Origin of the sequence: Burkholderia sp. HI2761 (genome assembly GCF_002223355.1) — a bacterium.
Classification (GTDB): Bacteria; Pseudomonadota; Gammaproteobacteria; order Burkholderiales; family Burkholderiaceae; genus Burkholderia.
The window spans coordinates 15,223-40,525 of record NZ_NKFN01000006.1; the positions used below are offsets into that span (position 1 = coordinate 15,223).

Consider the following 25,303-nt stretch of genomic DNA (forward strand, 5'->3'; position numbering starts at 1 on the left):
TCGCGCGAATCGATCTGCTCTAAAATGGAACCCGCTTACGCGACCTGCCGCACCGCCCGCGGCCGCATGTCCTCATCGGAGCGCTTCCATGCATGTCGAGTTGTTCGCGCAGCATCACGCTTGCCCCGGCTGGCAGGGCGACATGGCCCGCCGCATTACCGCATTCGACTGGTCGGCCACCGGGCTGGGCCCGATCGACGGCTGGTCCGCCAGCCTCGTCGCGGCAGTCCGCACCGTGCTCGCCTCGCCGCTGCCGCTGGTGATGCTGTGGGGCCGCCCCGGCTACATGATCTACAACGACGCGTATGCCGGGTTCGCCGGCGGCCGCCATCCGTATCTGCTCGGTCAGCCGGTCGAACTCGGCTGGCCCGAAGTCGCCGATTTCAACCGCAACGTGATGAATACCTGCCTCGCCGGCGGCACACTGTCCTATCGCGACAAGGCCCTCGTGCTGCTGCGCAGCGGCCGCCCCGAAGACGTCTGGATGGATCTGCACTACAGCCCGCTGCCCGACGACGACGGCGCGCCGGGCGGCGTGCTCGCCGTCGTGGTCGAGACCACCGAGCGCGTGCTCGCCACGCGCCACCGCGATCGTGCGGAAGCCGCGCTGCAGGCATCCAATGCCGAGTTGCGCGACCTGACCGAAACGCTCGAACAGCGCGTGACCGACGCGATCGCCGAGCGCGCGGCGATCGAGGAACAGTTGCGTCACGCGCAGAAGATGGAAGCGATCGGCAGCCTGACCGGCGGCATCGCGCACGACTTCAACAACGTGCTGCAGGTGATCAGCGGCAACCTGCAGATCCTCTCCGTCGAACTCGGCGCGCATGCCAGCGCGCAGCCGCGGATCGAGAACGCGAACAACGCCGTGCGGCGCGGCGCGCAACTGGCGTCGCACCTGCTCGCGTTCGCGCGACGCCAGCCGCTTGCTCCGACCACGCTGAACCCGTGCCGGCTGATCGACGGCATGAACGAGATGCTGCACCACGCGCTCGGCGAGACGGTGCGGATCGTCTCCGCGCTGTCGCCCGACGTCGGCAACGTGCTGGCCGACCGGCACCAGCTCGAAAACGCCCTGCTGAACCTCGCGATCAATGCGCGCGACGCGATGCGCGGCGGCGGCACGCTGACGATCGCCGCGTACAACGGCACGCAGCCCGGCCCCGCGGCCGGCACGCGCCGCGCCCCGATGCCGCCCGGCGAATACGTGACGTTCGAGATCGCCGACACGGGTATCGGCATGACCGCCGACGTGCTCGAACGCGTCTTCGAACCGTTCTTCACGACCAAGCCGGACGGCGAAGGCACCGGGCTCGGGCTCAGCATGGTGTTCGGCTTCGTCAAGCAGAGCGGCGGCCACGTGTCGATCGACAGCACGCCCGGCCAGGGCACCACCGTGCGCCTCACGTTTCCGCGCTGCCACGAGGCGGCCGACGAGCCTGCCCGCACGCAGCAGCAGGATGCGGTGCGCGGCCGCGAAACGATCCTCGTCGTCGAGGACGATGCGGATGTCCGGCTGACGGTGGTCGACATGCTGGCTCAGCTCGGCTACACGGTCATCACGGCGTCCGACGGCGAAGCCGCGCTGCGCGTGCTCGACAGCGAGACGCCGATCGATCTGCTGTTTACCGACGTGATCATGCCGGGCCGCGTAAAGGGCAGCGAACTCGGACGCCGCGCCGCACTGCGCAAGCCGCCGTTGCCGGTACTGTTCACGTCCGGCTACACGCGCGACGAGATCTTCCACGCGGGGCGGCTCGACCCCGGCGTGATGCTGCTCGGCAAGCCGTACCGGCGCGACGAACTCGCCGCCCGGATCCGCGGCGTGCTCGATGCGCAGGCCGACGCGGCATGACGCGTTGCCGTTACGGCGCCCTCCGTCGTTTCGAGCGCCGCTGAATTTTTTTGCCCGCGATGTCGATTAGCGTCGCCGTCGCGCGTCGTATTGTCGTAACCGATCGTTTTGCCGTCGCACCGCCGGCAAGCGCCCTGTTCCCGTTCAAGGAGATACGACAATGCGCGTCATGGTCATCGTCAAAGCCACCGCCGATTCCGAATCCGGCCGCCTGCCCGACACCGACATGCTGGCCGCGATGGGCCAGTTCAACGAGGAACTGACGAAAGCCGGCATCCTGCTCGCCGCCGACGGGCTGCACCCGAGCAGCCGCGGCAAGCGCGTGCACTTTTCCGGCAAGCACCGCGCGGTCATCGACGGCCCGTTCGCCGAAACGAACGAACTCGTCGCCGGCTACTGGCTGTGGCAAGTGAAATCGATGGAGGAAGCCGTCGAATGGGTGAAGCGCTGCCCGAACCCGATGCCTGGCGACTCCGACATCGAGATCCGTCCGTTGTACGAGATCGAGGATTTCGGCGACGCATTCACGCCCGAGCTGCAGGAACAGGAAGCACGGATGCGTGCGGAGCCGACGCGCGGCAGAAGCCCTGAACGACCGGCGCGCGGCCGCGAACCGCAGGTGCCCGAACGCGCCGGTTGACGGAGCCCCACCGAGTAACGTATCGTTTTGTCACGTTAGTCGGTAGGGCTCCGCCATGCATTCCCGTTTCGACCGTTTCCGCTTGACCGCGCTCGGCGCCCAGCTCGAAGCGCTGATCGACCAGCCCGAGCGCTATCTCGAGTTCGCGGCGCTGTCGCGCGTCGGCGTCGCCGCGGTCGGCGCGATCCAGGACGAGATCGCGCGCACGTTCCCCGAAGTCGAAGCCGACACGACGGCCCGCCAGTTCTGCGGCGCGATGGTCGCCGACGTCATGCGCCGCCACGGCCACGAGGTCGTGCAGGCGCGCGGGCGGCTCGGCGGTGCGCTGTTCAGCTATGGCGCGGTATTCAGCGCGCACCCGCACCGGCTGCCGTTCGCCGACGTCGTCGCCGCGCTGGCTCGCATGCCCGAGCGGCTCGCCGCCTGTGCGGCGCATGTACCGGCGGTGCTGGCCACGCGCCGGCCGGCCGGCACCGGCTTCTCGCTCGTCGAACATGCGTGCCACCTGCGCGATCTCGATGCGGTGTTCGCCGCGCGCATCGACGCCGTGCGCACGGCCGAGCTGCCCATGATCGAGTCCGTCGACGGCACCGCGCTCGCCGCGCAACGCAACTATCTCGCGCAGCCGCTCGATCTCGCCGTCGCGGCGTTCGGCCGCGGTCGCGCCGCGCTGTGCGCGACCGCGGCCGCGCTGGAGCCGTCGCAACTCGCACGCTGCGGGCTGCGCGACGGCATCCGCCGCATGTCGCTCGACGAACTCGTGCGCGAGCTGCTCGATCACGACCGCACGCACATGCTCGAACTCGACGAACTGCTCGCCGAACTCGAATTGCCGCCGCTTCCTTCCGTGCACGCCGCATGATCCCGCCCGCACCCGTCGTCTTCATTCACGGTTTCATCGGCACGTTCGACGTGCGCGGATGGAACGGCCCGCATCTGCGCCCCGACCTGCTCGGCTACGGCGCGCATCGCGCCACGCCGCCCGACGCGATCTCGCTTGCCGCGCAGGTCGAGCACGTGCGGCAAACCGTCGATACGCACCTCGGCATGCAGCCGGTCGATGTCGTCGGCCATTCGGTCGGCGGCGCGATCGCGATGCTGTTCGCGCACGCGCACCCCGAACGCGTGCGGCGCATCGTCAACGTCGAAGGCAATTTCACGTTCGACGATGCGTTCTGGTCGGCATCGGTCGGCCGCATGACGCCGGGCGAAGCCGAGGCGATGCTCGACGGCCTGCGCGCGGCCCCGCTCGACTGGCTGCGCGGCGCGATCGACGCCCCGTCGCCGGGCCAGCTCGACGACGCACGCCGCTGGCTCGCGCATCAGCCGGCATCGACGCTGCGCGCGATGGGCCGCTCGGTGATCGAAACGACCGGCGCCGCGGGCTACCTGCCGGCGCTCGCGCAGGTGTTCGAGCGTCACCCCGTCTGGTTGATCGCCGGCGAACGCTCGCGCGCGGGCTGGCACGTGCCCGAGCATGCGCTCGCGCACTGCGCCGGCTTCGACACGATCGCCGGCTGCGGGCACCTGATCGCGGCCGAGCAGCCCGATGCGCTGCGCGCCGCCATCGCGCGCATCGTATGCAAGCCGTCCACCTGACAACCCGTAGGATTCGCCGAAATATGGTTGAAAGGCGCGGTTGCTAGAGTCGCCGGAACAGGGTTTTCCCGGCCTCGGGCCGGACTGGGTCGACACATGCAAGGATCGATGCGCCTGGCACGTACCTTCTGGCTGCTTCTGCTGCTCGCCGTCACGAGCCCTGCTTTCGCATTCCATGCGCGGGTCGTCGCGATCCCGAGCGCCGCGATGAGCGAGACGCTGAAGGCCACCATCGTGCTGCCCGACGATTACGCGCGCGACAACCACGGCGAACGCTACCCTGTCGTCTATCTGCTGCACGGCTCGGGCGGCGACCATACCGACTGGACGTCGAACACGCGCATCGCCGCGCTGGCCGACCGCTATCGCGTGATCCTCGTGATGCCCGACGGCGGGCATGAAAGCTGGTACATCGACAGCCCGTTCGATTCGGGCAGCCGCTACGAGACCTTCATCGGCGATGAAGTCGTGTCCTATGTCGACCTGCATTTCCGTACGATAGCGGCCCAGCACGCGCGCGCGATCACCGGGCTCAGCATGGGCGGCTTCGGCGCACTGCGCATCGCGCTCGACCGGCCCGACACGTTCGGCGCGGTCGGCAGCATCAGCGGCGCGGTCGATCCGCGCTGCTGCACGGACGAGCCGGGCATCGACCACGTGTTCGGCGATCCCGGCCGCCATCCGTCGTTCTGGAACCGCAACGTGATCGTCGAAAACGCGCGGGCGTTCGTGCGCGCACGTCTCGACCTGACGATCGATTGCGGCCGCGACGATGCGTTCGTCGGCTCGAACCGCACGCTGCATGAACGGCTCGTCGCGCTCGGCGTGCCGCACGACTATGCGGAGCGGCCGGGCGGCCATACGTGGGATTACTGGGCGAATGCGATCCGCTATCAGATGCGGTTTTTCGCGACCTCGTTCCAGCATCGCGGCTACGCGTCTCGTGCCGCGCCGTCCGCGCCGGGCATGACGCGCGCGGGCTGACGCACGGCTGCCCGTTACAGCGGCTGTCCTGCCGAAGGCCGCCAGGGCCTGACGTCGGAGATCGAAACGGGATGACGAACCGGCATGCCTGGCATGCGCGCCCGGCAAGAAGATGAATGCGCGTCGCTCGACGCGCGAAAAAGAGAAACGACGAAACCGTCAGTTGTCGTGCGTGGTGCTCGCGCCGACGATGCGATCGAAGAACTCCTGTGCACGCGCCAGCTCGTCGAGTGCGCGATCGAGACGCGACATCGCGCGTGCGTATTCGGCCGACGAGCCGTCGTCGTCGCCTTCGCCGCGCACCGCGCGAAATGCCTGATCCACGTTGCGCGTCGCTTCGACGAAGCGTTGTGCGGCCCGTGCTTCCTGCGAACAGATGTGGGTCGACATCGACACTCCTCCCTCGGGATTACAGTGTGAAGCACGCCGACGCTCAGTGTGCGTGGTACGCATGTCGGCGGCGTGAACCACGACCCGTCGCATTGTCGACGCATCGGCCGCCGCACCGCGCGCTTCGTGCCGATTGTCCCTCCGCGCTCGCCGATCCGCTACGGCGAGATTGCAACAAATTCTTGCGCGAACGACTTCGCGCGCGCCGTCACGCGCGCCCGACGCGCGGATGGGCCAGCCCGGCGAACGCGGCTGCCTCGCCCGGCGACAGGTCGAACAGATCGCCGGTGAGCTCGCGCGGATGCTCGACCGCCGGCCGGTGGCGCATGCGCGCGACATGCGCGGGCGCCACATACGCGGCCGCCGTTTCGATCGGCGGCACATCGAACAGATCGCGCGTGACGCCGCGCACGGCGTCCGTCGGCGCGCGGCCGCGCAAGCGCGCGACCAGCTCGACGAAACGATCGAAATCCCCCGCGCGCGTGGCCTTGTTCACTTCCGCGAGATCGCGTGCCTTCAGCACGCACGGCTGCGCAAGCCGCACGAAATACGGTGCTTCGAGCTCCACGGACAGCGCGAGCGGATAGCTCTTGCCCGTCTGCTCCTTCGCACGCCCGATGCAGTCGACCACGGCCGCTCCCTGCGCGACGCCCAGCGGCCTGCCGGTGCTCACGCTGCGCAGGTGGTCGGGAAACACGCGCAACTGCGTGCCGACCGTCAGCGCGGTGGACGACGCGCACACGAGCGCGTAGTGCTGCTCGCGACGCCGGCCCGACGGCAACGTCGAACGGCTGGCGATGAACGTATGCGGCGGCAAGGGCCGCACCTGCCCGCTTGCGTCGACCCAGGCGTTCCACAGCAGCGCGTCCTTGCGCTCGCCCGCGCGCGGGCGCGACGCGACCGGCGAAAACAGCGCGAGCAGCGAGCCCGTGCGATGCGCGGCGACTTGCGCGCTGCTGCCGAGCGGCTGGTTGATGCCCCACAGAAAACGCCCGCCCCCGAGCCGGCGCTCCCATTCCTTGCGGAGCACGACGGTCGGCAGTTCCTCGCCGGACTCGGTACCGATCTTGGTCCAGCAGAACGTGGGTGGGAGGTGTTTCAGTGTCATCACTTTCTCGGGATACAGCCTCGCTGCTGACAGCAAGCCCATTCAACAGCCGTAACTGTATAGGTATAATGCATCACATGGAAGCCCCGGACCAAGATTTTCCCGTTCAAGACCTGTTGCGCCGCCTGATGGCAGATACACGCTCGTCCAGCGAAATCGCGCGACTTTCCGGGGTCAGCCAGCCAACCGTGTCGCGCCTGCGGCTGTCGAACGGGCGCCGGCTGCGCCGCAGCGCGCCATTCAACAAGCTATGCAGTTTCTATGGTGTCGATACGGAGCCGTCGCGCCGCCGGTACAACGACCTGCTGCGCGACGCGATCGTCGACGCGTGGGACGGCTCGGACGAGCACGGCCGGGCGCTGCTGGTCGTGATTCAGGGGCTGAAGGATTTGCAGGCGAAGGCCGACGACGGGTGACGTCGTCGGCGTGCCCGGTCATTCATCGAGATTGAACGTGATCGGCACGCGCGCCCGTATCGGCGACGGCGCGCCGTTCTCCGCATGCGTGGCGCAGCGGCTCGCGAGCACCGCGTCGCGCGCCGCTGCATCGAGACGCGGATAGCCGCTGCCGGCTACGACACGCGCGGCGACCACCCGGCCTGACGCATCGGTTTCCAGCTCGACGAGCGCGGTGCCGTGCTCGCCGGTGCGCAACGACTGCGGCGGGTAGTCGGGTGGGGGCAGCGCACATTCGGGACGCGCGACGAAACGCGGCGTTGCGGGCGCCGGAGATGCCGGTAATTGGGCTTGTGTATGCGTGGCATCGGGTGTCGCATCGTCGCGTGGTGTGTCACGCCGCTCGTCGGCCGTCGCGGATGGCGCGGGCCGGGATGGTGCGGACGCATCGTGCGAGGGCGGCCTGGTTCGGTCGGATGCGGCCGGTTTGATCGCCGATGATTTGGCGCTCGCCGGCGAGCGGGATACGGACGCCGCGCGCTGCATCGCGCGCGACGCAGCCTTCGATTGCGTCGCGGAAGCCGCCATCGGCGACACCGCCGGTGGCGGCGCAATCAGCATCGCCACCATCACCTGACGTTGCACGGGCACGCTGCGCACGGCCGGTTCGCGTGCGAGCAGCATCAATACGCCCGCGTGCAGCACACAGGCCGCAGCGGCAGCCAATGCGATGCGCGGGCCGCGCGGGCCGGCGCGATCGTCGACGATCCTGCGCGCCCCGCTCGTCTGTCGCATGCTGAAAGCAGCGGTCCGCATCATGCTCTCCGTCCAGCGTTCGGCCGTCCTTGCACGCGCCAATCGCGCCGAGGATATTAAGAGGACTGCGTATCGACCCTTCCGATATCCATCGCGTCGCGCCGCCTCAGTCGCCGCTGCCGCCGTCCCGGCCGTGCCCCGTCAGCCGTCGCACGCCGCGCCGCATTGCGCGAGCGAATTCTCCTTGCTGCGAAAAACCAGCGGCTGTTCGTCGCGCGGCGCCCGACGTCGCGCGAACTGCACGGCCTGTTCGATCTGATCGTGATGCGCGGACTTCGCGCACACCGGATCGGCCTCCTTCGGATCGCCGGCCAGCAGGTAGGCCTGGCATCGGCAACCGCCGTGATCCGCATGACGCTCGTCGCACGTGCGACACGGCTCTCTCATCCAGTCTTCGCCGCGAAACGCGTTGAACGCATCGCTGTCGTACCAGATTTCCCGCAGCGACCGGTCGCGCACGTTCGGCAGCGCGAGCCCCGGCAGCGACCGAGCGGCATGACACGGCAGCGCGGTGCCGTCCGGTGCGACGCCGAGGAACACCGAGCCCCAGCCGTTCATGCAGGCCTTCGGGCGGCGCTCGAAATAGTCGGGCACGACGAACAGGATCTTGCAGCGCTCGCCGATCAGCTTGCGATAGCGATTGACCGTTTCCTCGGCCTCGCGCACCTGCTCGACGGTCGGCATCAGCTGGTCGCGATTGAGCATCGCCCAGCCGTAGTACTGCGTGTTCGCGAGCTCCAGGTAATCGGCGCCGAGATCGAGCGCCATCTCGATGATCTGCCCCACGTGCGGCAGGTTGTAGCGATGCAGCACGCAGTTGAGCACCATCGGGTAGCCATGCGCCTTGATCAGCCGCGCCACGTCGCGCTTCAGTTCGAACGTGCGCGTGCTGGTCAGGAAATCGTTCAGCTCGCGCGTCGAATCCTGCAGCGACAACTGGATGTGGTCGAGCCCGGCGGCCTTGAGCCGCTCGATGCGCGCGACGTTCAGCCCGATGCCCGACGTGATCAGGTTCGTATAGAAGCCGAGCCCGCGCGCATGCGCGACGAGCATCTCGAGGTCGCCGCGCTGCAGCGGCTCGCCGCCCGAGAAGCCGATTTGCGCGGCGCCGAGCGCGCGCGCATCGCTGATGACCGTGCGCCATGCGTCGGTGTCGAGTTCCGCGCCGTGCGTCGCGAAGTCGATCGGGTTGTAGCAGAACGCGCAGTGCAGCGGGCAGCGGTACGTGAGTTCCGCGAGCAGCCACAGCGGCGCGGAAGGACGGGAAGTGTCGGGCGTCATGTCAGTCCAGCCAGCCGCGCAGCCGCGCGTGATCGAGAAAACGGTAGACGTCGGTCGCGAGATCCGATTGCATGAACAGGCGCTCGAGTTCGCCGATGATGTCGTCCAGTTCGCGCGTGCCGTCGCAGCGCGCGAGAATCTCGCCCGCACTCGGGTTGAGCTTGACCATGCCCTCCGGATAGAGAAGCACGTACGCATCCTGGGCCGCCTCCCATTGCAGGCGGTACATGCCCCTGAGGCAGGGGCGCAGCGGCACGCCGCTGGCGGCTTCGATCGCGTTCATAGCGGGTAGGCCTTTTCGACGGCGTCGAGCATCGACCACAGGATGTCGAGCTTGAATTGCAGAATGCCGAGCGCGCGCTGCTGCGCCTCCGGTGTCGTGAAATGCGCGAGCGTGACCGCGAGCCCATGCTCGACGTCGCGCTGCGCGAGCGGCACGCGGCTGCGGAAATAATGCAGCCCGGCCGGCTCGATCCACGGGTAATGCGACGGCCAGCCCGCGAGCCGGTCGAGATGAATCTGCGGCGCGAACATCTCGGTCAGCGACGAGCACACGGCTTCCTGCCATGGCGCGCGTCGCGCGAAATTCACGTACGCGTCCACCGCGAAACGCACGCCGGGCAGCACGTGCTCGAGCGACCACAGTTCGGCACGCGTGAGGCCGCATGCCTCGCCGAGCCGCACCCACGCCTCGATGCCGCCTTCGTTGTCGCCCTGCCCGTCGTGGTCGATCAGCCGCTGAATCCAGCGGCGCCGCGTATCGCGGTCGGGGCAGTTCGACAGGATCGCCGCATCCTTGAGCGGGATGCAGATCTGGTAGTAGAAGCGGTTCGCGACCCAGCCGCGGATCTGCGCGGGCGAACAGGCACCGCTGTTGAGCCGCCGGTTGAACGGATGATGGATGTGATAGCGCGATTCGAGCGCACGCAGGCGCGCCTCGAATTCGGTCGCGGTCCAGGGCGTCGCGTGCAACGCCGTAGCGGGGATCGGTGCGTTCATCGTCAGACCTGGAATTGCATGCCGTCGTGTGCGACGTCGATGCCATGCGCGCGCAGGTGCGCGTGCTCGACGGAATGCGGATCGAGAATCGGGTTCGTGTTGTTGATGTGCGTGAGCACCTTGCGCGTTCGCGCGGGCAGCATGTCGAGCCAGTCGATCATGCCGGGCCGCCCGGCTTCCGCGCACTGCGCGAGATGCCCCATGTCGGCCGCGTGCTTGCCCGACAGGCCGAGATCGATCATCTCGGTCCCGGTCCAGAACGTGCCGTCCACCAGCACGAGATCGGCGCCGTCCATTGCCGCGCGCACGTCGTCGGTGACCGACGCGAGCCCCGGCGCATAGAATGCGCGCCGCCCGCTCGCGACATCTTCGATCGACAGCGCGATGTTGTCGCCGGGCGCGGCCGCCGCGCGTCGCGGCGAATAAGGCGGCGGCTTGCTGTCGACGGCGATCGCGGTAAAGCGGATCCCGCTCGCCGCCGGCACCGCGAACGGCTCGCCGGGCACGATCGTGTGCGCGGCGACGCCGCAGTAATGGCCGAGCAGCGGCACGAGCGGCAAGCCGGTCGACAGGTCGTCGAGCACCGGCACGCTCGCGTAGAGTGGCAGCGGCGTCGAGCGCTCGCGCAGCATCAGCAGGCCCGTCACATGATCGATCTGCGCGTCGCACAGCACGACGGCGGCGATGCCGCTGTCGCGGATCGCGCGCGCCGGTTGCAGGTCCGGATCCGCGCGCAACTGGGAAAGAATGTCGGGCGACGCGTTGACGAGGACCCAGTCGACGCCGTCGTCGCTGACCGCGATCGACGACTGCGTGCGCGGCAGCACGTGGCCGCTGCCGCTGCGCGCACGGCGGCAGTTCGCGCAATTGCAGTTCCATTGCGGCAGGCCGCCGCCGGCTCCCGAACCGAGTATCTTGACCTTCATGGCGTCAGCTCCCGAGGCCGCCCGCGCCGACCACGGCGAAACGGGCGGCACGCACGGCAATCAGCGGTTGGCGATGTACATCGTGATTTCGAAGCCGAAGCGCAGGTCGGTATAAGACGGTGTCGTCCACTGCATGGTGTGTCTCCTGTCGAGTTGATGATTGATGCGTTGCTGGTGAGTCGAACAACCGCGGCAATCGAGCGGTCGGTTTCTCTTCAGCAAGGAGCGTGCCGAAGCCGTATTTCGGCGGCGCGGCGGCGATGGACGGCCGTCCTCCGGGCATCGGGACGCAATCCTTACGAATCGCCGACACGATTCGCGCGAATGCGTGCCGCCACCCCGGCGGCGCGATGCCAGCGAGTGGTCACAAGTGTTGAATCGTTGAACACCGGTGTTGCAACTTGACACACCGGCTGTGACAGGTCGCGCAGCTCGCGACGGCTGCGCGTCAGCTTTCGTCGGGCGGAAGACGGCCCGCGTCGGCAGCCGGCATCTTCCGGTAGATCGTGTTGCGCGAGACGCCGAGCGCGCGCGCCGCGGCGGACACGTTGCCGCCATGGCGGGCTAGCGCGGCGGCGATCGCGGATGCGGCGACATCCTGGAGACGCGCGTCGGCGGGCGGCAACGCGTCGGCAATACAAGGCCCGGCGCCCGCCGCGGCGGGGGCATCGGGCGTGGCCTGCATAACCTGCGCATCGCCGCGCCGCAGGTCGTCGAAGAAGTCGTCCGGCAGGTGCTCGCGCCGGATTTCGCCGTCGTCGTCGACCATGGCCGCCGCCGTGCGCAGCAGATTGCCGAGCTGGCGGAAATTGCCCGGCCACGTGCAGCGCACGAACAGCGCCATCACGTCCGGCGCGACCGACAAGGGCGGCCGGCCCGGGCCCGCGAACGCCTCGCGTTGCAGCATCTTCTGCACGACGACCGCGAGATCCGTGCGGTCGCGCAACGGCGGCAGGCGCACCACGAGGCCGTTCAGCCGGTAGTAGAGATCCTCGCGAAAACGGTTCTGCGCGATCATCTCGCGCAGATCGCGGTGCGTCGCGCAGATGATCGCGATGTCCACGGCGATCGTCTTCGTCGATCCGAGCGGGTTCACGAGACGCTCCTGCAACACGCGCAGCAGCCGCACCTGCAGCGGATACGGCATGTCGCCGATCTCGTCGAGGAACAGCGTGCCGCCGTTCGCCTGCAGCAGCTTGCCGATCGCCCCCTTGCGGCGCGCGCCGGTAAACGCGCCCTCCTCGTAGCCGAACAGCTCGGACTCGATCAGCGTCTCCGGAATCGACGCGCAGTTGACCGCGACGAACGGCGCGTCGCGCCGCGGCGAGTCGTTGTGGATCGCCTGCGCGAGCAGTTCCTTGCCGGTGCCGGTCTCGCCGGTGATCAGGATCGGGATGTCCTTGCCGATCACCTTGCGCACCTTCGCGATCACGCACGCGACCTGCGCATCGCCGGTGTCGAGATAGTTGAGCCGCGACAGGCCGGCCGACGAGCCCGCCGCCGGTGCGGGCACCGCGTTCGCGCGTGCGCCCGGCGCCCCCGCGTCGTGGACGTCCGTCGGCCGGCTGCCTTCGGCGAGCGTCGCGCGGCGGAAGTGCACGCGTGCGCAGACCACCGCGCCGTTGCCGAGATTCAGCATCAGATGCCGGTCGGTACTCGCGCGCATGCGGTCGATCAGCTGCGCACTGGTGACGTCGAACAGCGACGACAGCGTGTGCGCGCGCAGCGCGGCGAGCGGCATGCCGAGCTGGAACTGCGCGCTGCGATTGGCCGACAGGAAGCGGCCGTCGGCGGTGAACGCGACGATTCCTTCCATCAGCGTGCCGAGGAACTCGGGGCGGCCATGGAACGACACCTGCAGCGTTTCCTGGAACGTCGTCGTAAACAGGTGATTCTCGATCATCTGCACCGACATCTTCGCGAGCGCCATCGTGTGCTGGTGATAGCTGCGGTGGTCGCCCGTCACGTCGAGCACGCCGATCGCATCGCCGTACGGATCGAGGATCGGCACGCTCGAACAGGTCAGGAAGCGGTTCGCGGCCAGGAAGTGCTGGTCGCCGTGGACGACCATCGGGCACAGCTCGGCCAGCGCCGTGCCGATCGCGTTGGTGCCCTGCCGGTTCTCCGCCCAGTTCGCGCCCGGGCGCAGCGCGACCTTCTCCGCGCGGCGCAGGAAATCGTCGTCGCCGATCGAATGCAGGATCAGCCCTTCCGCATCGGTCAGCACGATCATGCTCTGCGTGTTGACGATCTGCTCGTGAAGCGTCTCCATCACCGGCATCGCGTGCACGCACAGCACCCGGCTCTGCTCGCGCTTGAGCACCAGCGCCGCGTTCGACAGCACGTCGTAGTCGGGACGTGCCGATACCTGCAGGCCGAACGTCTCCGAACGCTCGTGAGCCTTCTGGATCGACGGTGCGGGCCAGCCGGCGGGATGCGCGGCCCATGATCCGGCCGCCTGCTCTACGTCATCGCGCATTGTCTCCTCCGGGGGATCCTTCCGGTCAACTGCCGGACTCTTTGCCGTCATTGCAAGCAAGCATCGGGCCACGCTGACGCCCCGACAAGAATTGAAAGCACGATGTAATCGATCGACCGGGCGGCGACGGCGGCGTGTCGCGCGACGGCCAGACGTTCGTGATACCGCGATTTGCCGACGCCTGGCTACCCGTGCGAATCCGTATCTTCGGGGCTGGCGCGTTTCTAGCTTGATCGCAGAACGCATCCGGCCGCTGCCCGGCCGAGTGACGGTTGCCTCCCTCGATTCCGCCCGAACCCTATCGACATGACGCGTCGCCCGATTCGATCCACGCTGTCACCCGCACCGCGGGTCTTGCCCGACACGCCGGCGTCGCCGGCCACGCCCGTTCGCCGACGCCTGCACCGCGACGCGCAATCGATCGCATTCGCCGTGGCCGGCGCCGCGCAAGGCCATCCGGTCGTCGTGCTGCACGGCGGCCCCGGCAGCGGCAGCCAGGCCGGCATCCTGCGGCTGTTCGACCTCACCCGCGTGCGCGTCGTGCTCGTCGACCAGCGCGGCGCGGGCGCATCGGCTCCGCGCGGCGGCACCCGCCACAACAACACCACGCAGTTGATCGCGGATCTGGAGGCCGTGCGCGAGCAGCTCGGCATCGCACGCTGGGGCGTCGTCGGCGGATCATGGGGCGCCGCGCTCGCACTCGCGTATGCGGGCACGCATCCGGAGCGGGTGACGGGCGTCGTGCTGCGCGGCCTGTTCCTGACGTCGCCACGCGAAGTCCGCGGGCTCTTCATGACGTCCCGCTCGCGTGCGCCGCGCGAATGGCGACGCCTGCATGCGGCGGCCGGCGGCGGCCGGCCGGATCGCCTGCTGTCGCGCTGCGCGCAGCGGCTGCGCCACGGCGCGAGCCCCGCCCGGCAGCGCGCCGTGGCGCTCGCGTGGCGCGCGTACGAAAACGCCGTCCTCGCATCGGCACACACGCGCCGCTCGCCCGTGCGCGCGATCCGCTCGGCGAAGACCGTCGGCCGGCTGATCGACAAATACCGGATCCAGGCGCACTACCTGCAACACGATTGCTGGCTCGGCGAGCGCCGCGTGCTCGCGCTCGCGCGACGGGCCGCACAGGCCCGCGTGCCTCTATTCGCCGCGCACGGGATGCACGATCCCGTTTGCCCGGTCGGCAATGTCGAGCGCCTCGCGCGAGCCGCTCCCGAGGCGGGAATCGAATGCGTGAAGGCCGGGCATCTGGCCAGCGAACCCGCGTTGGCCCGCAGCGTCGCACGCGCCGTGAATGCGATGTTCGCGGCGGTGCCGTTCACGTGACGGCCCCGCGCCCATTCGGGTCATGACGCGACCACGCACGCGGCCGCCGCCCACGCGATCGCGCGCCGCTCAATCCCACGCATAGCGCACGCCGACCCACGCGCCGCGCGGCGCGCCCGGCCCGACGAACTGCTCGTTCGCCGGATGGGCGCCGTCGAACGTGTGGTTCGGCCCGTTGAAGAAATTCTGGCCGAGTGCGCCGAAGCTTGCGTAGCGCTTGTCGAACAGGTTCGTCACGCTCGCGAACACCTCGAACCGCTTCGTGACCCGGTAACGCATGTCGAGATCGACCAGCACGTAGCCCGCGATCCGGCCGTTCGCGTCGCCGTTGTTCTCGTCGCCGCGCGCGTACACGTCGCTGCGCCAGGTGACGTTCGCGCCGATGTCCCACGCGCGCGTCGCCGCGTAGTCGAGCCGCAGCTTCACCGTATGCGCGGGAATGCCGGGCATGCGCTCGCCCGGCTTGACCGTCACGTTGCCGTGCGCGTCGGCCGCCGAATTCGCGGGGCTGTGTTCGGTCCACGACGAACGGTAGGTCGCATCGACATAGCTGTACGACAGCCCGACACCGAGCGGGCCGAACCGCGTGCGGCCGGCGAGCTCGACACCCTGCCGCCGCGTGTCGCCGACGTTGCGGAAATAGCCCTGCGCGCTGGCCGGGCTGCTGATGAACTGGATGTCGTCGGTCAGCGTCGTGCGGTAGGCGGCGGCGCTCCAGCTCGTCGCCGCGCCGATGCGACCGCGCACGCCGGCCTCGAACGTCTTCGAGATCACGGGTTTGAGCGCCGGGTCGGCGACGAAGTCGTTCGGCAGCGAACACGGCGCGGCCGGGTCCGCGCACGCCAGCTCGATCGCGGTCGGCGAACGCATGCCTTCGTTGTAGGCCGCATAGGCGGTAAAGCCCGCGACCGGATTCCAGTTGAGCCCGACGGCCGGGTTGAAGCGCGAGAACACATGGTTGCCGTCGAGCAGCGGTTGCACGCCGCTCTCGTCGCCGATCTGCGCTTTCGACCAGTCGTAGCGGCCCGACAGCGTCAACGTCCAGTGCGGCGTCAGCGACAGCGCATCGCTCAGGTATGCGCCGACGTTCGCGTTGCGCGTCTTCGCGCTGGTCTGCCGAACGAAATCGCCGATGCCGATCGCTGCGCGCGCGTCGGTGAAAGACGCATCCTGCGACGACGCGACGTAGCTCGAGTTCGCGATATCGGCCGAAACGCCGGCAACCAGCCGGTTCGCCATCCCGCCGAGCTTGCCGAGCAGCGTGAGCTGCACGCTGCCGCCGTAGCTGTCGGTGACGACCGTCGATTGCGCGTTGCTGCCCTGCACCGTGTCGACCGCACCGTCGTCGCCCACCGATCCGTAGTCGGTATTGTTGTTGCTGCTCGTGTTGGCGTTGCGCAGGTGCCGGTAGTACGCATTGCCGCTCAGCTCGACGTGCTCGCCGAAAAAACGGTCGCCCGACAGCGTCAGGTACCCGGCGCTGTTGCGGTTGCGGTCCGGATACGTATATGCCTGCTTCGGGTTGCCGAGGAACGAGCGCGGGATCGTCTGGGTGCCGGACAGCGTGTTGTCCGCGCCACCCGCGGCGATCGACAGCGTCGTGTCCGCATCGGTGTAGCGCAGCTTGCCGAACGCCTGCCTCACGCGGCTCGCGTTATGGTCGGCCCAGCCGCCGTCGTTCGCGACGTTCGCGGTCGCGTAGTAGTCGAGGTTCGGGCCGATCGTCCCGCCCTGCTCGATGGCCGCGGTCTTGCGGCCCCAAGCGCCGCCCGACACTTCCGCTTCGCCGCCCGGGTTCGAGCGGCCGTTCTTCGTCGTGATCGCGAGCGCACCGCCGAGCGTATTGCGTCCGTACACCGGGTTGGAGCCCGGAATCAACTGCACGCGGTCGATCGCCTGCGCGGGCAGGATATCCCAGTTCACGACGTCGCCGAACGGCTCGTTCACGCGCACGCCGTCGACGAATACCGACAACCCCTGCGGCGTGCCGAGCAGCGGCGACGCGGTGAAACCGCGATAGTTGACGTCCGTCTGATACGGGTTGCCCTGCGCGTCCGAGATCGTCACGCTCTGCAGGTTCGCGGCGAAGAAATCGGTGAGCGTCGCGCGGTGCTGCACGTCGAGCTCGGCCGCACGCACCGTCTGCACGTTCGCGGGCACCTTCGACAGCGGCGTGCCGATCCCGAGCAGCGGCGTCGTGCCGACGACGACTACCGCGGGCAGCACGACGGTCGAGGCGGGCAGCGCGAGCGCGGCGCCATCCGCCTGCTGCTGCGCGCGCGCGCTGCCGGGCGGCAGGCCGAACAGCGCCAGCGCGCCGAGGGCCGTGCCGACGCCTCGCACACGCCGGCCACGCCGCGTCGCGCCGTCGCGCGCGGCTGCCTTTGGTCTCCTGATCATTTCCGTTGTCTCCGCACTCGTATTGCGTCGGCCCGTGCGATGCACCGCGCGGCGACGGGTTGTCGCGAAGCCGGCGCGCGAGAACCGTGCCAGCGCCCCCAGCACGAGGGGTGCGTGCTGCGCCGCCCACCGCCTCGAACCGACATGCGTGCGACCGACGGCCCGCTGTTCCGCGGACTGCGCCACCTGTCATGTTTGGCAACACTTCGCGCGCGACGGTGTACCTGAATGCAACACCTTCGTTGAGCCGATGGCGCGATGCGTCGAGCGACGCATCACCTGCGATGCGCCGGTATGCCGCACCACGCCGGCTTCCGGCCGCGATGGCATGCGACTTGCGTAACGGGCAGTGCACTCGGCCCGGAATCCCAACCGTGCCGGCGCGACGACTCGTTCGCGGCGGTGCGACCACAATGACCCAGGAGACAACCATGAAGAAATTCTCGGCTTCAGCGAGCCGGCTGGCGACGATCGGAATCGCGGTGGCGGCCGCCGTCGCGCTGAACCCCGGCCTCGTCGAAGCGGCCGCGGACTACCCGGCCGTGACCTACCAGCGCCTGACCGATGCACACGGCGATCCGGGCTGGCTGACCTACTACCGCACCTACGACGGCCGCTCGCATTCTCCGCTCAAGCAGATCGACACGTCGAACGCGAAGGATCTCAAGCAGGTGTGGGCGTACAAATTCCCCGCCGACCTGAAGCAGGGCTTCGAGGCCACGCCGATCGTCAACGGCAACTACCTGTTCGTGACGACGCCGAAGGACAACGTCTACGCGTTCGATGCAAAGACCGGCAAGCAGCTGTGGAAATACGAGCCGAAGCTCGGCGCCGCATCGTTCAAGACCGCGTGCTGCGACGTCGTCAACCGCGGCGTCGCGCTGTACGGCAAGAACGTCTACATCGCGATGCTGAACGGCGAAATCGCGGCGCTCGACGCGCAGACCGGCAATCTCGTATGGAAGAAGCAGATGTTCGAGCCGGGCCTCGGCTACGCATTCTCGCTCGCGCCGCTCGCGATCGACGGCGCGATCGTCGTCGGCACGTCCGGCGGCGAATACGGCATTCGCGGCTACATCGCCGCGCTGAATCCGGAGGACGGATCGCAGGTCTGGAAACGCTACACGATCCCCGGCGCCGGCGAAAAGGGCGCGGAAACCTGGCCCGACGGCATGCAGAGCCATGGCGGCGGCGCCGCGTGGCTCACCGGCACGTACGACGCCGCGTCGCGCACGCTGTACTGGGGCGTCGGCAACCCGGGCCCGTGGCTCGCCGCGCTGCGTCCCGGCGACAACCTGTATTCCGACTCGCTGCTCGCGCTCGATGCGAAGAGCGGCAACCTGAAGTGGCACTACCAGTACACGAACAACGACACGTGGGACTACGACGGCGTGAACGCGGCCGTCCTCGCGGACATCAAGTACAAGGGCAAGGACTACGACGCGATCATCCACGCCGACCGCAACGGCTTCTTCCACGCGATCGACCGCACGACCGGCAAGCTGATCTACGCGACGCCGTTCGTGAAGACGTTGTCGGTCACCGGCTACACGGCCGACGGCAAGCCGGTCCAGGACGCATCGAAGTTCCCGAAGGCCGGCACGACGATCGAAACGTGCCCGAGCTTCCTCGGCGGCAAGAACTGGTGGTCGATCTCGTACGACCAGGAACGCAACATCGCGGTCGTGCCCGCGCTGCATGCGTGCATGAGCCTGACCGGCAAGTCGGTCAGCTACATGGAAGGCCTGCCGTATCTCGGCGAAGGCTTCGAGATCAAGCCCGAGCCGGGCAGCGAAGGCTACGGCGAACTGACGGCCATCGACGTGAACACCGGCAAGAAGCTGTGGAGCCACTGGTCGAAGAAGCCGTGGAACGGCGGCGTCGCGACCACGGCGAGCGGCCTCGCGTTCAGCGGCTCGCTCGACGGCCACCTGTACGCGTTCGATACGGCGACCGGCAAGGTGCTCTGGGAAAGCCCGCAACTGGCGAGCGGCATCATTTCGCAGCCGTCGGTGTACGAGGTCGACGGCAAGGAGTACGTCGCCGTGCTCGCCGGCTACGGCGGCGCGAACCCGATCTGGGGCGGCCCGATGGCCGACATCGCGAAGGACGTCCCGCGCGGCGGCACGCTCTACGTGTTCGCGCTCAACTGAACAGGCGCCACGCCTGAGTCGCGCCCGCATGCGCCCGATGCGGGCGCGACGCCCCACCCGCTTCAACCGGACACACGACCATGAATACTCGCCTCACTTCCGTTACCGTCGCCAGTCTGCTCGCCGTGGGCGTGGCGCTGACACCGGCAGCCGCGTCGGCCGGCGTGCGCGTCTGCACGCTGCCCGGCAGCCCGACCACGGCGCTCGACCGCTCCGTTGCGCGCGAAGTGTTCCGCACCGCGGGCATCGCCGCGACCTTCAACAAACGCGGCGTCGACGACAACGGCGACGACGACGGCATCTCCGCCGGCGAGCTGACGAAATCGCTCGAACGCGACTGCGACGTGATCGCGGGCTTCCCGCGTTCGGCGATCGCCGATGCGTCGGGATCGAAAATGACGTTCTCGCAAGGCTATCTGCGCTCCGGCTACGTCAGCGTTTCCCTGCGCGATGCGCAAGCGCCGACCGGCGCGAAGGAAACGATCGCGGCCACGTACGGCAGCCCGTCGCAACTGATCGCCGCGCAGCAGACCAACGCCCGCTTCGACCTCGAAAACACCAGCGAGAAAACGATCGGCGCGCTCGCCGCCGGCCGCGCCCAGCGCGCGATCGTCTGGTATCCGAGCGTCGTCGCCTACGCGCATGCGCACCCGCAACAACGGTTCAAGGTGGCGGCGACGTCGTCACCGTACTCCGACTGGCAACTGTCGTTCGCGTTCGGGCCGGGCAAGGACGCGCTGCAACAGCGCATCGACGCCACGCTGTCGCAAATGAGCGGCAACGGCCGTCTCGCATCGCTCACGCGCGGCTGGACGCTTCCCGACGACATCGCGCAAGCCGCCGCGACGCCCGTGCGCGGCCGGTTCCTCGACGGCGCGATCGCGGCCGCTCGGCAGCCGGCAAGAAGCGGCTTCATCAAGGTTTCGACGAGCGAAGGCAGCGGCGTCCCGTCGTTCGACCAGGCGCAGGTGCAACACGGCAAGAAGCTCTATACCGATTCGTGCGCGAAATGCCACGGCGACCAGCTCGAGGGCAACACCGCACCCGCGCTGAGCGGGGAATCGTTCGCGCCCGAGGGCAAGTCGCACATCACGGTCGGCGGCATCTTCCTGTACATGTCGAGCAACATGCCGGCCGACCGCCCCGGCAAGATGACCGCACAGGAATACGAGGACCTGATGGCGTTCCTGCTTTACTCGAACGGCTACGACGCGTCGAAGAGCAAGCTGACCGCCGATATCGCCAACGCGTCGAAGGCGCCGCTCGTCGCCGGGCCGCGCAAGTAACTTTCCCGCCCGCTTTCGTTTCGGTCGACCGCCGCGCCAGTCAGCATGACCGGCGCGCGGGCCCGACTTTTTCTTGTCATTTCATTCAGGACGACACCATGATCTCCCGCCCTCGCAGAACCTTCTTCGTGCAGGCCGCCGGCCTGTGCGCCGCACTCGCGGCCGGCACGCGCGCATTCGCCGCCGCAGCGCCCGTCGACGAAAACGACGCCGCGGCGAAGACGCTCGGCTACCGCGCAAAGGCGACGGCCGTCGACGCCGGCAAGTTCCCGAAGTATCAGGCCGGCCAGACCTGTTCGAACTGCCGCTTCTACAAGGCCGCCGCGGGCGAATCCTCCGGTACGTGCCCGATGTTCGCGGGCAAGACGGTTGCCGCCGAAGGCTGGTGCAACGTCTATGCCAAGCGCGCTTGATGCAGGGCCCGCTCGCGAGCGCGACGGCGCGCCGCGGCGCGGCGCGGACGCCGAACGCGCGGTCCATCTGCATGCGCTGATCGCGCTGGGCGTCGAGCGCGGATACGTGACGCACGGTGAAATCGCCGATGCATTGCCCGACGCGTCGTCCGACGACGCGGCCGCGTCGATGCTGCGCGAGCTCGGCATCGACGTGCGCGAGCATGCCGGCGCGCGTACCGCGTGGACACTCGACCGCCATTTTGCGCAGATGTCGGACGTCGCGTCGCCGCTCGTCGACGCATCGACGCCGCTCGCGGCCGACGATCTGCTCGCGGGCCGGACCAACGACCCCGTCCGACTCTATCTGCGGGAAATGAGCGCGACGCCGCTGCTCGAACGCGACGAGGAGATCGCGCTCGCGCTTCGGCTGGAAAGCGGCCGCGCCGCATGCATCGACGCTTTGAGCCGCGACCCGGCGGCGCTCGCCGTCATCGCGGAGATCGCGAGCGACATCCGCGCCGGCAAGGTGGCGGCGTCGGTTTACGTGACGGGATTCGCCGGCGATATCGAGCCGTCCGCGAGCGCGCCGGCGATGTTGCCCGACGATTCGACCGCGGAGTCGCCGGCGCCGGACGATGCCGTCGGTCCTTCGCTCGACAGCCCGGCATGGCGCGATACGGTCGTCGAAGCGCTCGAGCGCGCGGGCGCGCTGGCCTCGGCGATGCAGCACGCATTGCACGCGGACGGTTTCGCGTCGGCCGCTTACCGGGCGCTACTGCGCGAGGCTGCCGCGTCGACCGACAGAATCCGCTTCACCTCGCGCGCGATCGAGCGTATCGGGCAGGCGAACCGCGAGCGCGCGACTCGGGCACGCACGTTCGAAAAACGGCTCCTCGACACGCTGGCCGCCTCGGGCATACATCTGGAACCCGCGCGCCACGACCTTTTCACACGGTGCGACGACGTACGCGCATGGCTGTACGCATGCGGCGCCGCGCATCCCGACTGCGCCGCCGCGCTCGCCCGCCATGCGCCGGCGCTGATCGACACGCGCGGCATGCTCGCTCGCCTCGCCGGCCAGTCTCTCCTGCCGCTCGACATCGCGATCGCGCTCGATGCGCGACTCTCGCGCATCGAGCGGGCGACGCAACCCGCGAGAACGAAGCTGTTTCAGAGCAATCTGCGGCTCGTCGTCTCGGTCGCCAAACGCTATGCCGATCGCGGCCTGCCGTTCTCCGATCTGATCCAGGAAGGCAATATCGGCCTGATGAAGGCCGTCGATCGCTACGATCACCGGCGCGGCTTCAAATTCTCGACGTATGCGACCTGGTGGATCCGGCAGGCGATCACGCATGCGCTCGCCGATCTCGGGCGCACGATACGTGTGCCAGCGCATACGGTCGATACGCTCAACAAGCTGTCGCGGCTCGCGCGAATACATCGGCAACGAACCGGCGACGTCGCCGACGCGCGGGCGCTCTCCACGCAGATGCGGCTGCCCGTCGACAAGGTGCGCGAGCTGATGAGCATCGTGCGCGAACCGATCTCCGCCGACCTGCCGGTTTCGCCCGATCACGACCTCACGTTGTGCGACGTCACGATCGACCCCGACGCACCGACGCCGGAAGAAGCGGCAAGCGCCGGCCAGTTGCGCGCGGCGGTCGCCGCGCTGATCGACCGCCTCCCGACACGCGAAGCGTGGATTCTTCGCCTGCGATACGGCATCGATGTCGAAAGCGAGTATTCGCTGCGCGAGATCGGCCGGCAATTGAACCTGTCGGCTGAACGCGTCCGTCAGCTCGAGGTGGCGGCGCTCGAACGCATCCGTCAATTCAGGCACGCGCCGGCACTACGCTCGCTGCTCGCCTGACGCGGCCGCGACGGCCGGCCACCATCCGGCACGCACGTCGACTGCTCAGGACTGCAACACGATCTGCTGCATTTCTGAACGCCACGCCGCATCGCGCTCCCGTGCGCGACACCGCCGATCCGACCGGGTCGGCGCCACGCGCCCGGCAGTCAAGGCTTTCGGCGCAGTCGCGCAGCGGTCGCCCGGCTGGCATGCATGTTGCGTTTCCCCGAGCGCCGTCAGGAATCACATGAACGCATGGAGACACGCTTGTCCAAGATCGAATCGGTTCTTCACGAAACCCGTCAGTTCGCGCCGCCCGCGGCGCTCGAGAAGACGGCGACCATTTCCGGCATGCCGGCCTATCGCGCGCTCGTCGCCGAGGCCGAGCAGGATTACGAAGGCTTCTGGGCGCGCCTCGCGCGCGAGGGCCTCGCGTGGCACAAGCCGTTCACCAAGGTGCTCGACGAGAGCCAGGCGCCGTTCTACAAATGGTTCGACGACGGCGAGCTGAACGCGTCGTACAACTGCCTCGACCGCCACGTCGAGGCCGGCAACGGCGAGCGCGTCGCGGTGATCTTCGAGGCCGACGACGGCTCCGTCACCCGCGTCACCTATGCCGACCTGCTCGCCCGCGTGTCGCGCTTCGCGAATGCGCTGAAGAAACGCGGCATCGCCAAGGGCGATCGCGTCGTCATCTACATGCCGATGTCGATCGAAGGCATCGTCGCGATGCAGGCCTGCGCGCGCATCGGCGCGACGCACTCGGTCGTGTTCGGCGGCTTCTCCGCGAAATCGCTGAACGAGCGCCTCGTCGACGTCGGCGCGGTCGCGCTCGTCACCGCCGACGAGCAGGCCCGCGGCGGCAAGACGCTGCCGCTCAAGAGCATCGCCGACGAGGCGATCGCGATGGGCGGCTGCGAAGCGGTCAAGAGCGTGATCGTCTATCGCCGCACCGGCGGCAAGATCGACTGGCATGCCCAGCGCGATCTGTGGATGCACGAGCTCGCCGACGGCGAATCCGAGCGCTGCGAGCCGACCTGGGTCGGCGCCGAGCATCCGCTGTTCATCCTGTATACGTCGGGCTCGACCGGCAAGCCGAAAGGCGTGCAGCACAGCACGGGCGGCTACCTGCTGTGGGCCGCGCAGACGATGAAGTGGACCTTCGACTGGAAACCCACGGACGTGTTCTGGTGCACCGCCGACATCGGCTGGGTCACGGGCCATACGTACATCACGTACGGCCCGCTCGCGTGCGGCGGCACGCAGGTCGTGTTCGAGGGCGTGCCGACTTATCCGGACGCCGGCCGTTTCTGGAAGATGATCGACGATCACAAGGTCACCGTGTTCTACACCGCGCCGACGGCGATCCGCTCGCTGATCAAGGCGGCCGAAGCCGACGACAAGGTCCACCCGAAGAGCTATGACCTGTCGAGCCTGCGCATCATCGGCACGGTCGGCGAGCCGATCAATCCGGAAGCGTGGATGTGGTACCACAAGCACGTCGGCCACGAGCGCTGCCCGATCGTCGACACGTGGTGGCAGACCGAAACCGGCGGCCACATGATCACGCCGCTGCCGGGCGCCACGCCGACCGTGCCGGGCTCGTGCACGCTGCCTCTGCCGGGCATCACGGCCGCGGTGGTCGACGAGACGGGCCACGACGTGCCGAACGGGCAAGGCGGGATTCTCGTCGTCAAGCGGCCGTGGCCAGCGATGATCCGCACGATCTGGGGCGACCCGGAGCGCTTCAAGAAGAGCTACTACCCGGAGGAACTCGGCGGGCGACTGTATCTCGCCGGCGACGGCACGGTGCGCGACAAGGAGAGCGGCTACTTCACGATCATGGGCCGGATCGACGACGTGCTGAACGTGTCGGGCCACCGGCTGGGCACGATGGAGATCGAGTCGGCGCTGGTGTCGCACGAACTGGTAGCCGAGGCGGCGGTGGTGGGCCGTCCGGACGACACGACGGGCGAGGCGGTGGTGGCGTTCGTCGTGCTGAAGCGTTCGCGCCCGGAAGGCGACGAAGCCGCGGCGCTCGCGAAGACGTTGCGCGACTGGGTCGGCAAGCAGATCGGGCCGATCGCGAAGCCGAAGGACATCCGCTTCGGCGACAACCTGCCGAAGACACGCTCGGGCAAGATCATGCGGCGCCTGTTGCGCTCGCTCGCGAAGGGCGAGGCGATCACGCAGGATACGTCCACGCTCGAGAATCCGGCCATCCTCGAGCAGTTGAACCGCTCGATGTGACACCGCCCGCCACGGCGGGCGTATCGCTTCACCGCGGCGCCTCGGCACGACCGCAAGCCCGCTCCCGAGCCGGGCTCGCGGCCGCCTTCGCGCCGGCGAGAAGCATCGCCGTGCGTTCCCCGACGGCACGGCATGCAGGCGGCTCGCATCGCTTCCGCCATGGAAATTTTAA

At 68.5% G+C, this 25,303-nt stretch carries 23 protein-coding genes; 13 read left to right on the forward strand and 10 right to left on the reverse strand.

Going from position 1 to position 25,303, the window contains the following annotated elements; genetic code table 11:
* Positions 1-88: 88 nt before the first annotated feature.
* The 5 genes from CFB46_RS16680 to CFB46_RS16700 all read left to right on the forward strand — a co-directional run bounded on the left by CFB46_RS16680 (position 89) and on the right by CFB46_RS16700 (position 5,078).
* The gene (locus tag CFB46_RS16680; protein ID WP_089500531.1) at positions 89-1,855 is read left to right on the forward strand and encodes an ATP-binding protein; all 1,767 of its coding nucleotides are present in this window, start codon (positions 89-91) and stop codon (positions 1,853-1,855) included.
* Positions 1,856-2,015: 160 nt separating this feature from the next.
* On the forward strand, positions 2,016-2,495 hold the full coding sequence (locus tag CFB46_RS16685) for a YciI family protein (protein ID WP_089500532.1): 480 nt from the start codon (positions 2,016-2,018) through the stop codon (positions 2,493-2,495).
* 55 nt (positions 2,496-2,550) lie between these two features.
* Positions 2,551-3,357, forward strand: coding sequence for a DinB family protein (locus CFB46_RS16690; protein WP_089500533.1), 807 nt, complete (start codon positions 2,551-2,553; stop codon positions 3,355-3,357).
* Positions 3,354-4,094 carry an alpha/beta fold hydrolase gene (locus CFB46_RS16695; protein ID WP_089500534.1) on the forward strand — a complete coding sequence of 247 codons (741 nt, stop codon included), beginning with the start codon at positions 3,354-3,356 and terminating at the stop codon, positions 4,092-4,094. The genes CFB46_RS16690 and CFB46_RS16695 overlap by 4 nt, the downstream gene beginning before the upstream one ends.
* Before the next feature lie 108 nt (positions 4,095-4,202).
* Positions 4,203-5,078 (forward strand): alpha/beta hydrolase, encoded by an 876-nt coding sequence (locus CFB46_RS16700; protein WP_179235077.1) that lies wholly within the window; start codon positions 4,203-4,205, stop codon positions 5,076-5,078.
* A 159-nt stretch (positions 5,079-5,237) separates the two neighbouring features.
* On the opposite strand, the gene CFB46_RS16705 is transcribed toward CFB46_RS16700, so the two are convergent.
* Positions 5,238-5,468, reverse strand: coding sequence for a hypothetical protein (locus CFB46_RS16705; protein WP_027781357.1), 231 nt, complete (start codon positions 5,466-5,468; stop codon positions 5,238-5,240).
* A gap of 208 nt (positions 5,469-5,676) precedes the next feature.
* On the reverse strand, positions 5,677-6,576 hold the full coding sequence (locus CFB46_RS16710) for a hypothetical protein (RefSeq protein ID WP_089500536.1): 900 nt from the start codon (positions 6,574-6,576) through the stop codon (positions 5,677-5,679).
* Between the two features lie 77 nt (positions 6,577-6,653).
* Here CFB46_RS16710 and CFB46_RS16715 point away from each other — a divergent pair, with 77 nt between their 5' ends.
* Entirely contained in the window at positions 6,654-6,992 is a 339-nt protein-coding gene (locus CFB46_RS16715) for a helix-turn-helix domain-containing protein (RefSeq protein ID WP_012339501.1), read from the forward strand.
* Positions 6,993-7,010: 18 nt separating this feature from the next.
* Here CFB46_RS16715 and CFB46_RS36445 read toward each other — a convergent pair whose 3' ends face one another.
* Complete coding sequence (locus tag CFB46_RS36445; RefSeq protein ID WP_227789705.1) at positions 7,011-7,517, reverse strand: energy transducer TonB; 507 nt, start codon at positions 7,515-7,517, stop codon at positions 7,011-7,013.
* On the opposite strand from CFB46_RS36445, the gene CFB46_RS35915 reads away from it, so the two are divergent.
* The gene (locus tag CFB46_RS35915; RefSeq protein WP_158683528.1) at positions 7,459-7,608 is read left to right on the forward strand and encodes a hypothetical protein; all 150 of its coding nucleotides are present in this window, start codon (positions 7,459-7,461) and stop codon (positions 7,606-7,608) included. The genes CFB46_RS36445 and CFB46_RS35915 overlap by 59 nt on opposite strands.
* Positions 7,609-7,928: 320 nt before the next feature.
* Here CFB46_RS35915 and pqqE read toward each other — a convergent pair whose 3' ends face one another.
* The 6 genes from pqqE to CFB46_RS16755 form a co-directional block, all read right to left on the reverse strand.
* Positions 7,929-9,068 carry a pyrroloquinoline quinone biosynthesis protein PqqE gene (gene pqqE, locus CFB46_RS16725; RefSeq protein ID WP_089500538.1) on the reverse strand — a complete coding sequence of 380 codons (1,140 nt, stop codon included), beginning with the start codon at positions 9,066-9,068 and terminating at the stop codon, positions 7,929-7,931.
* Position 9,069: 1 nt separating this feature from the next.
* Positions 9,070-9,351, reverse strand: coding sequence for a pyrroloquinoline quinone biosynthesis peptide chaperone PqqD (gene pqqD / locus CFB46_RS16730; protein ID WP_006480620.1), 282 nt, complete (start codon positions 9,349-9,351; stop codon positions 9,070-9,072).
* The gene (gene pqqC / locus CFB46_RS16735) at positions 9,348-10,067 is read right to left on the reverse strand and encodes a pyrroloquinoline-quinone synthase PqqC (protein WP_089500539.1); all 720 of its coding nucleotides are present in this window, start codon (positions 10,065-10,067) and stop codon (positions 9,348-9,350) included. The genes pqqD and pqqC overlap by 4 nt, the downstream gene beginning before the upstream one ends.
* A 2-nt stretch (positions 10,068-10,069) precedes the next feature.
* The gene (pqqB, locus tag CFB46_RS16740) at positions 10,070-10,993 is read right to left on the reverse strand and encodes a pyrroloquinoline quinone biosynthesis protein PqqB (protein ID WP_089500540.1); all 924 of its coding nucleotides are present in this window, start codon (positions 10,991-10,993) and stop codon (positions 10,070-10,072) included.
* A gap of 60 nt (positions 10,994-11,053) precedes the next feature.
* Positions 11,054-11,128 (reverse strand): pyrroloquinoline quinone precursor peptide PqqA, encoded by a 75-nt coding sequence (gene pqqA, locus CFB46_RS16745; protein WP_006485436.1) that lies wholly within the window; start codon positions 11,126-11,128, stop codon positions 11,054-11,056.
* 313 nt (positions 11,129-11,441) lie between these two features.
* Positions 11,442-13,472 (reverse strand): sigma-54-dependent Fis family transcriptional regulator, encoded by a 2,031-nt coding sequence (locus tag CFB46_RS16755; protein WP_089500541.1) that lies wholly within the window; start codon positions 13,470-13,472, stop codon positions 11,442-11,444.
* 306 nt (positions 13,473-13,778) lie between these two features.
* On the opposite strand from CFB46_RS16755, the gene CFB46_RS16760 reads away from it, so the two are divergent.
* Positions 13,779-14,795: an alpha/beta fold hydrolase gene (locus CFB46_RS16760; RefSeq protein ID WP_089500542.1), complete on the forward strand. Its 1,017-nt coding sequence runs from the start codon at positions 13,779-13,781 to the stop codon at positions 14,793-14,795.
* Between the two features lie 69 nt (positions 14,796-14,864).
* Here CFB46_RS16760 and CFB46_RS16765 read toward each other — a convergent pair whose 3' ends face one another.
* The gene (locus tag CFB46_RS16765) at positions 14,865-17,195 is read right to left on the reverse strand and encodes a TonB-dependent receptor (protein WP_089500640.1); all 2,331 of its coding nucleotides are present in this window, start codon (positions 17,193-17,195) and stop codon (positions 14,865-14,867) included.
* A 431-nt stretch (positions 17,196-17,626) separates the two neighbouring features.
* Between CFB46_RS16765 and CFB46_RS16770 the strand changes: the two genes are divergently transcribed.
* The 5 genes from CFB46_RS16770 to acs all read left to right on the forward strand — a co-directional run bounded on the left by CFB46_RS16770 (position 17,627) and on the right by acs (position 25,131).
* On the forward strand, positions 17,627-19,348 hold the full coding sequence (locus tag CFB46_RS16770) for a methanol/ethanol family PQQ-dependent dehydrogenase (RefSeq protein ID WP_027781366.1): 1,722 nt from the start codon (positions 17,627-17,629) through the stop codon (positions 19,346-19,348).
* 80 nt (positions 19,349-19,428) lie between these two features.
* Positions 19,429-20,634, forward strand: coding sequence for a c-type cytochrome (locus CFB46_RS16775; RefSeq protein WP_089500543.1), 1,206 nt, complete (start codon positions 19,429-19,431; stop codon positions 20,632-20,634).
* Between the two features lie 98 nt (positions 20,635-20,732).
* Positions 20,733-21,047 (forward strand): high-potential iron-sulfur protein, encoded by a 315-nt coding sequence (locus CFB46_RS16780; RefSeq protein WP_027781368.1) that lies wholly within the window; start codon positions 20,733-20,735, stop codon positions 21,045-21,047.
* The gene (locus tag CFB46_RS16785) at positions 21,031-22,899 is read left to right on the forward strand and encodes a sigma-70 family RNA polymerase sigma factor (RefSeq protein WP_089500544.1); all 1,869 of its coding nucleotides are present in this window, start codon (positions 21,031-21,033) and stop codon (positions 22,897-22,899) included. Before CFB46_RS16780 ends, CFB46_RS16785 begins: the two co-directional genes overlap by 17 nt.
* A 249-nt stretch (positions 22,900-23,148) precedes the next feature.
* A complete protein-coding gene (acs, locus tag CFB46_RS16790) occupies positions 23,149-25,131 on the forward strand; it encodes an acetate--CoA ligase (protein ID WP_089500641.1) in 1,983 nt (660 codons plus the stop codon).
* Positions 25,132-25,303: the final 172 nt, after the last annotated feature.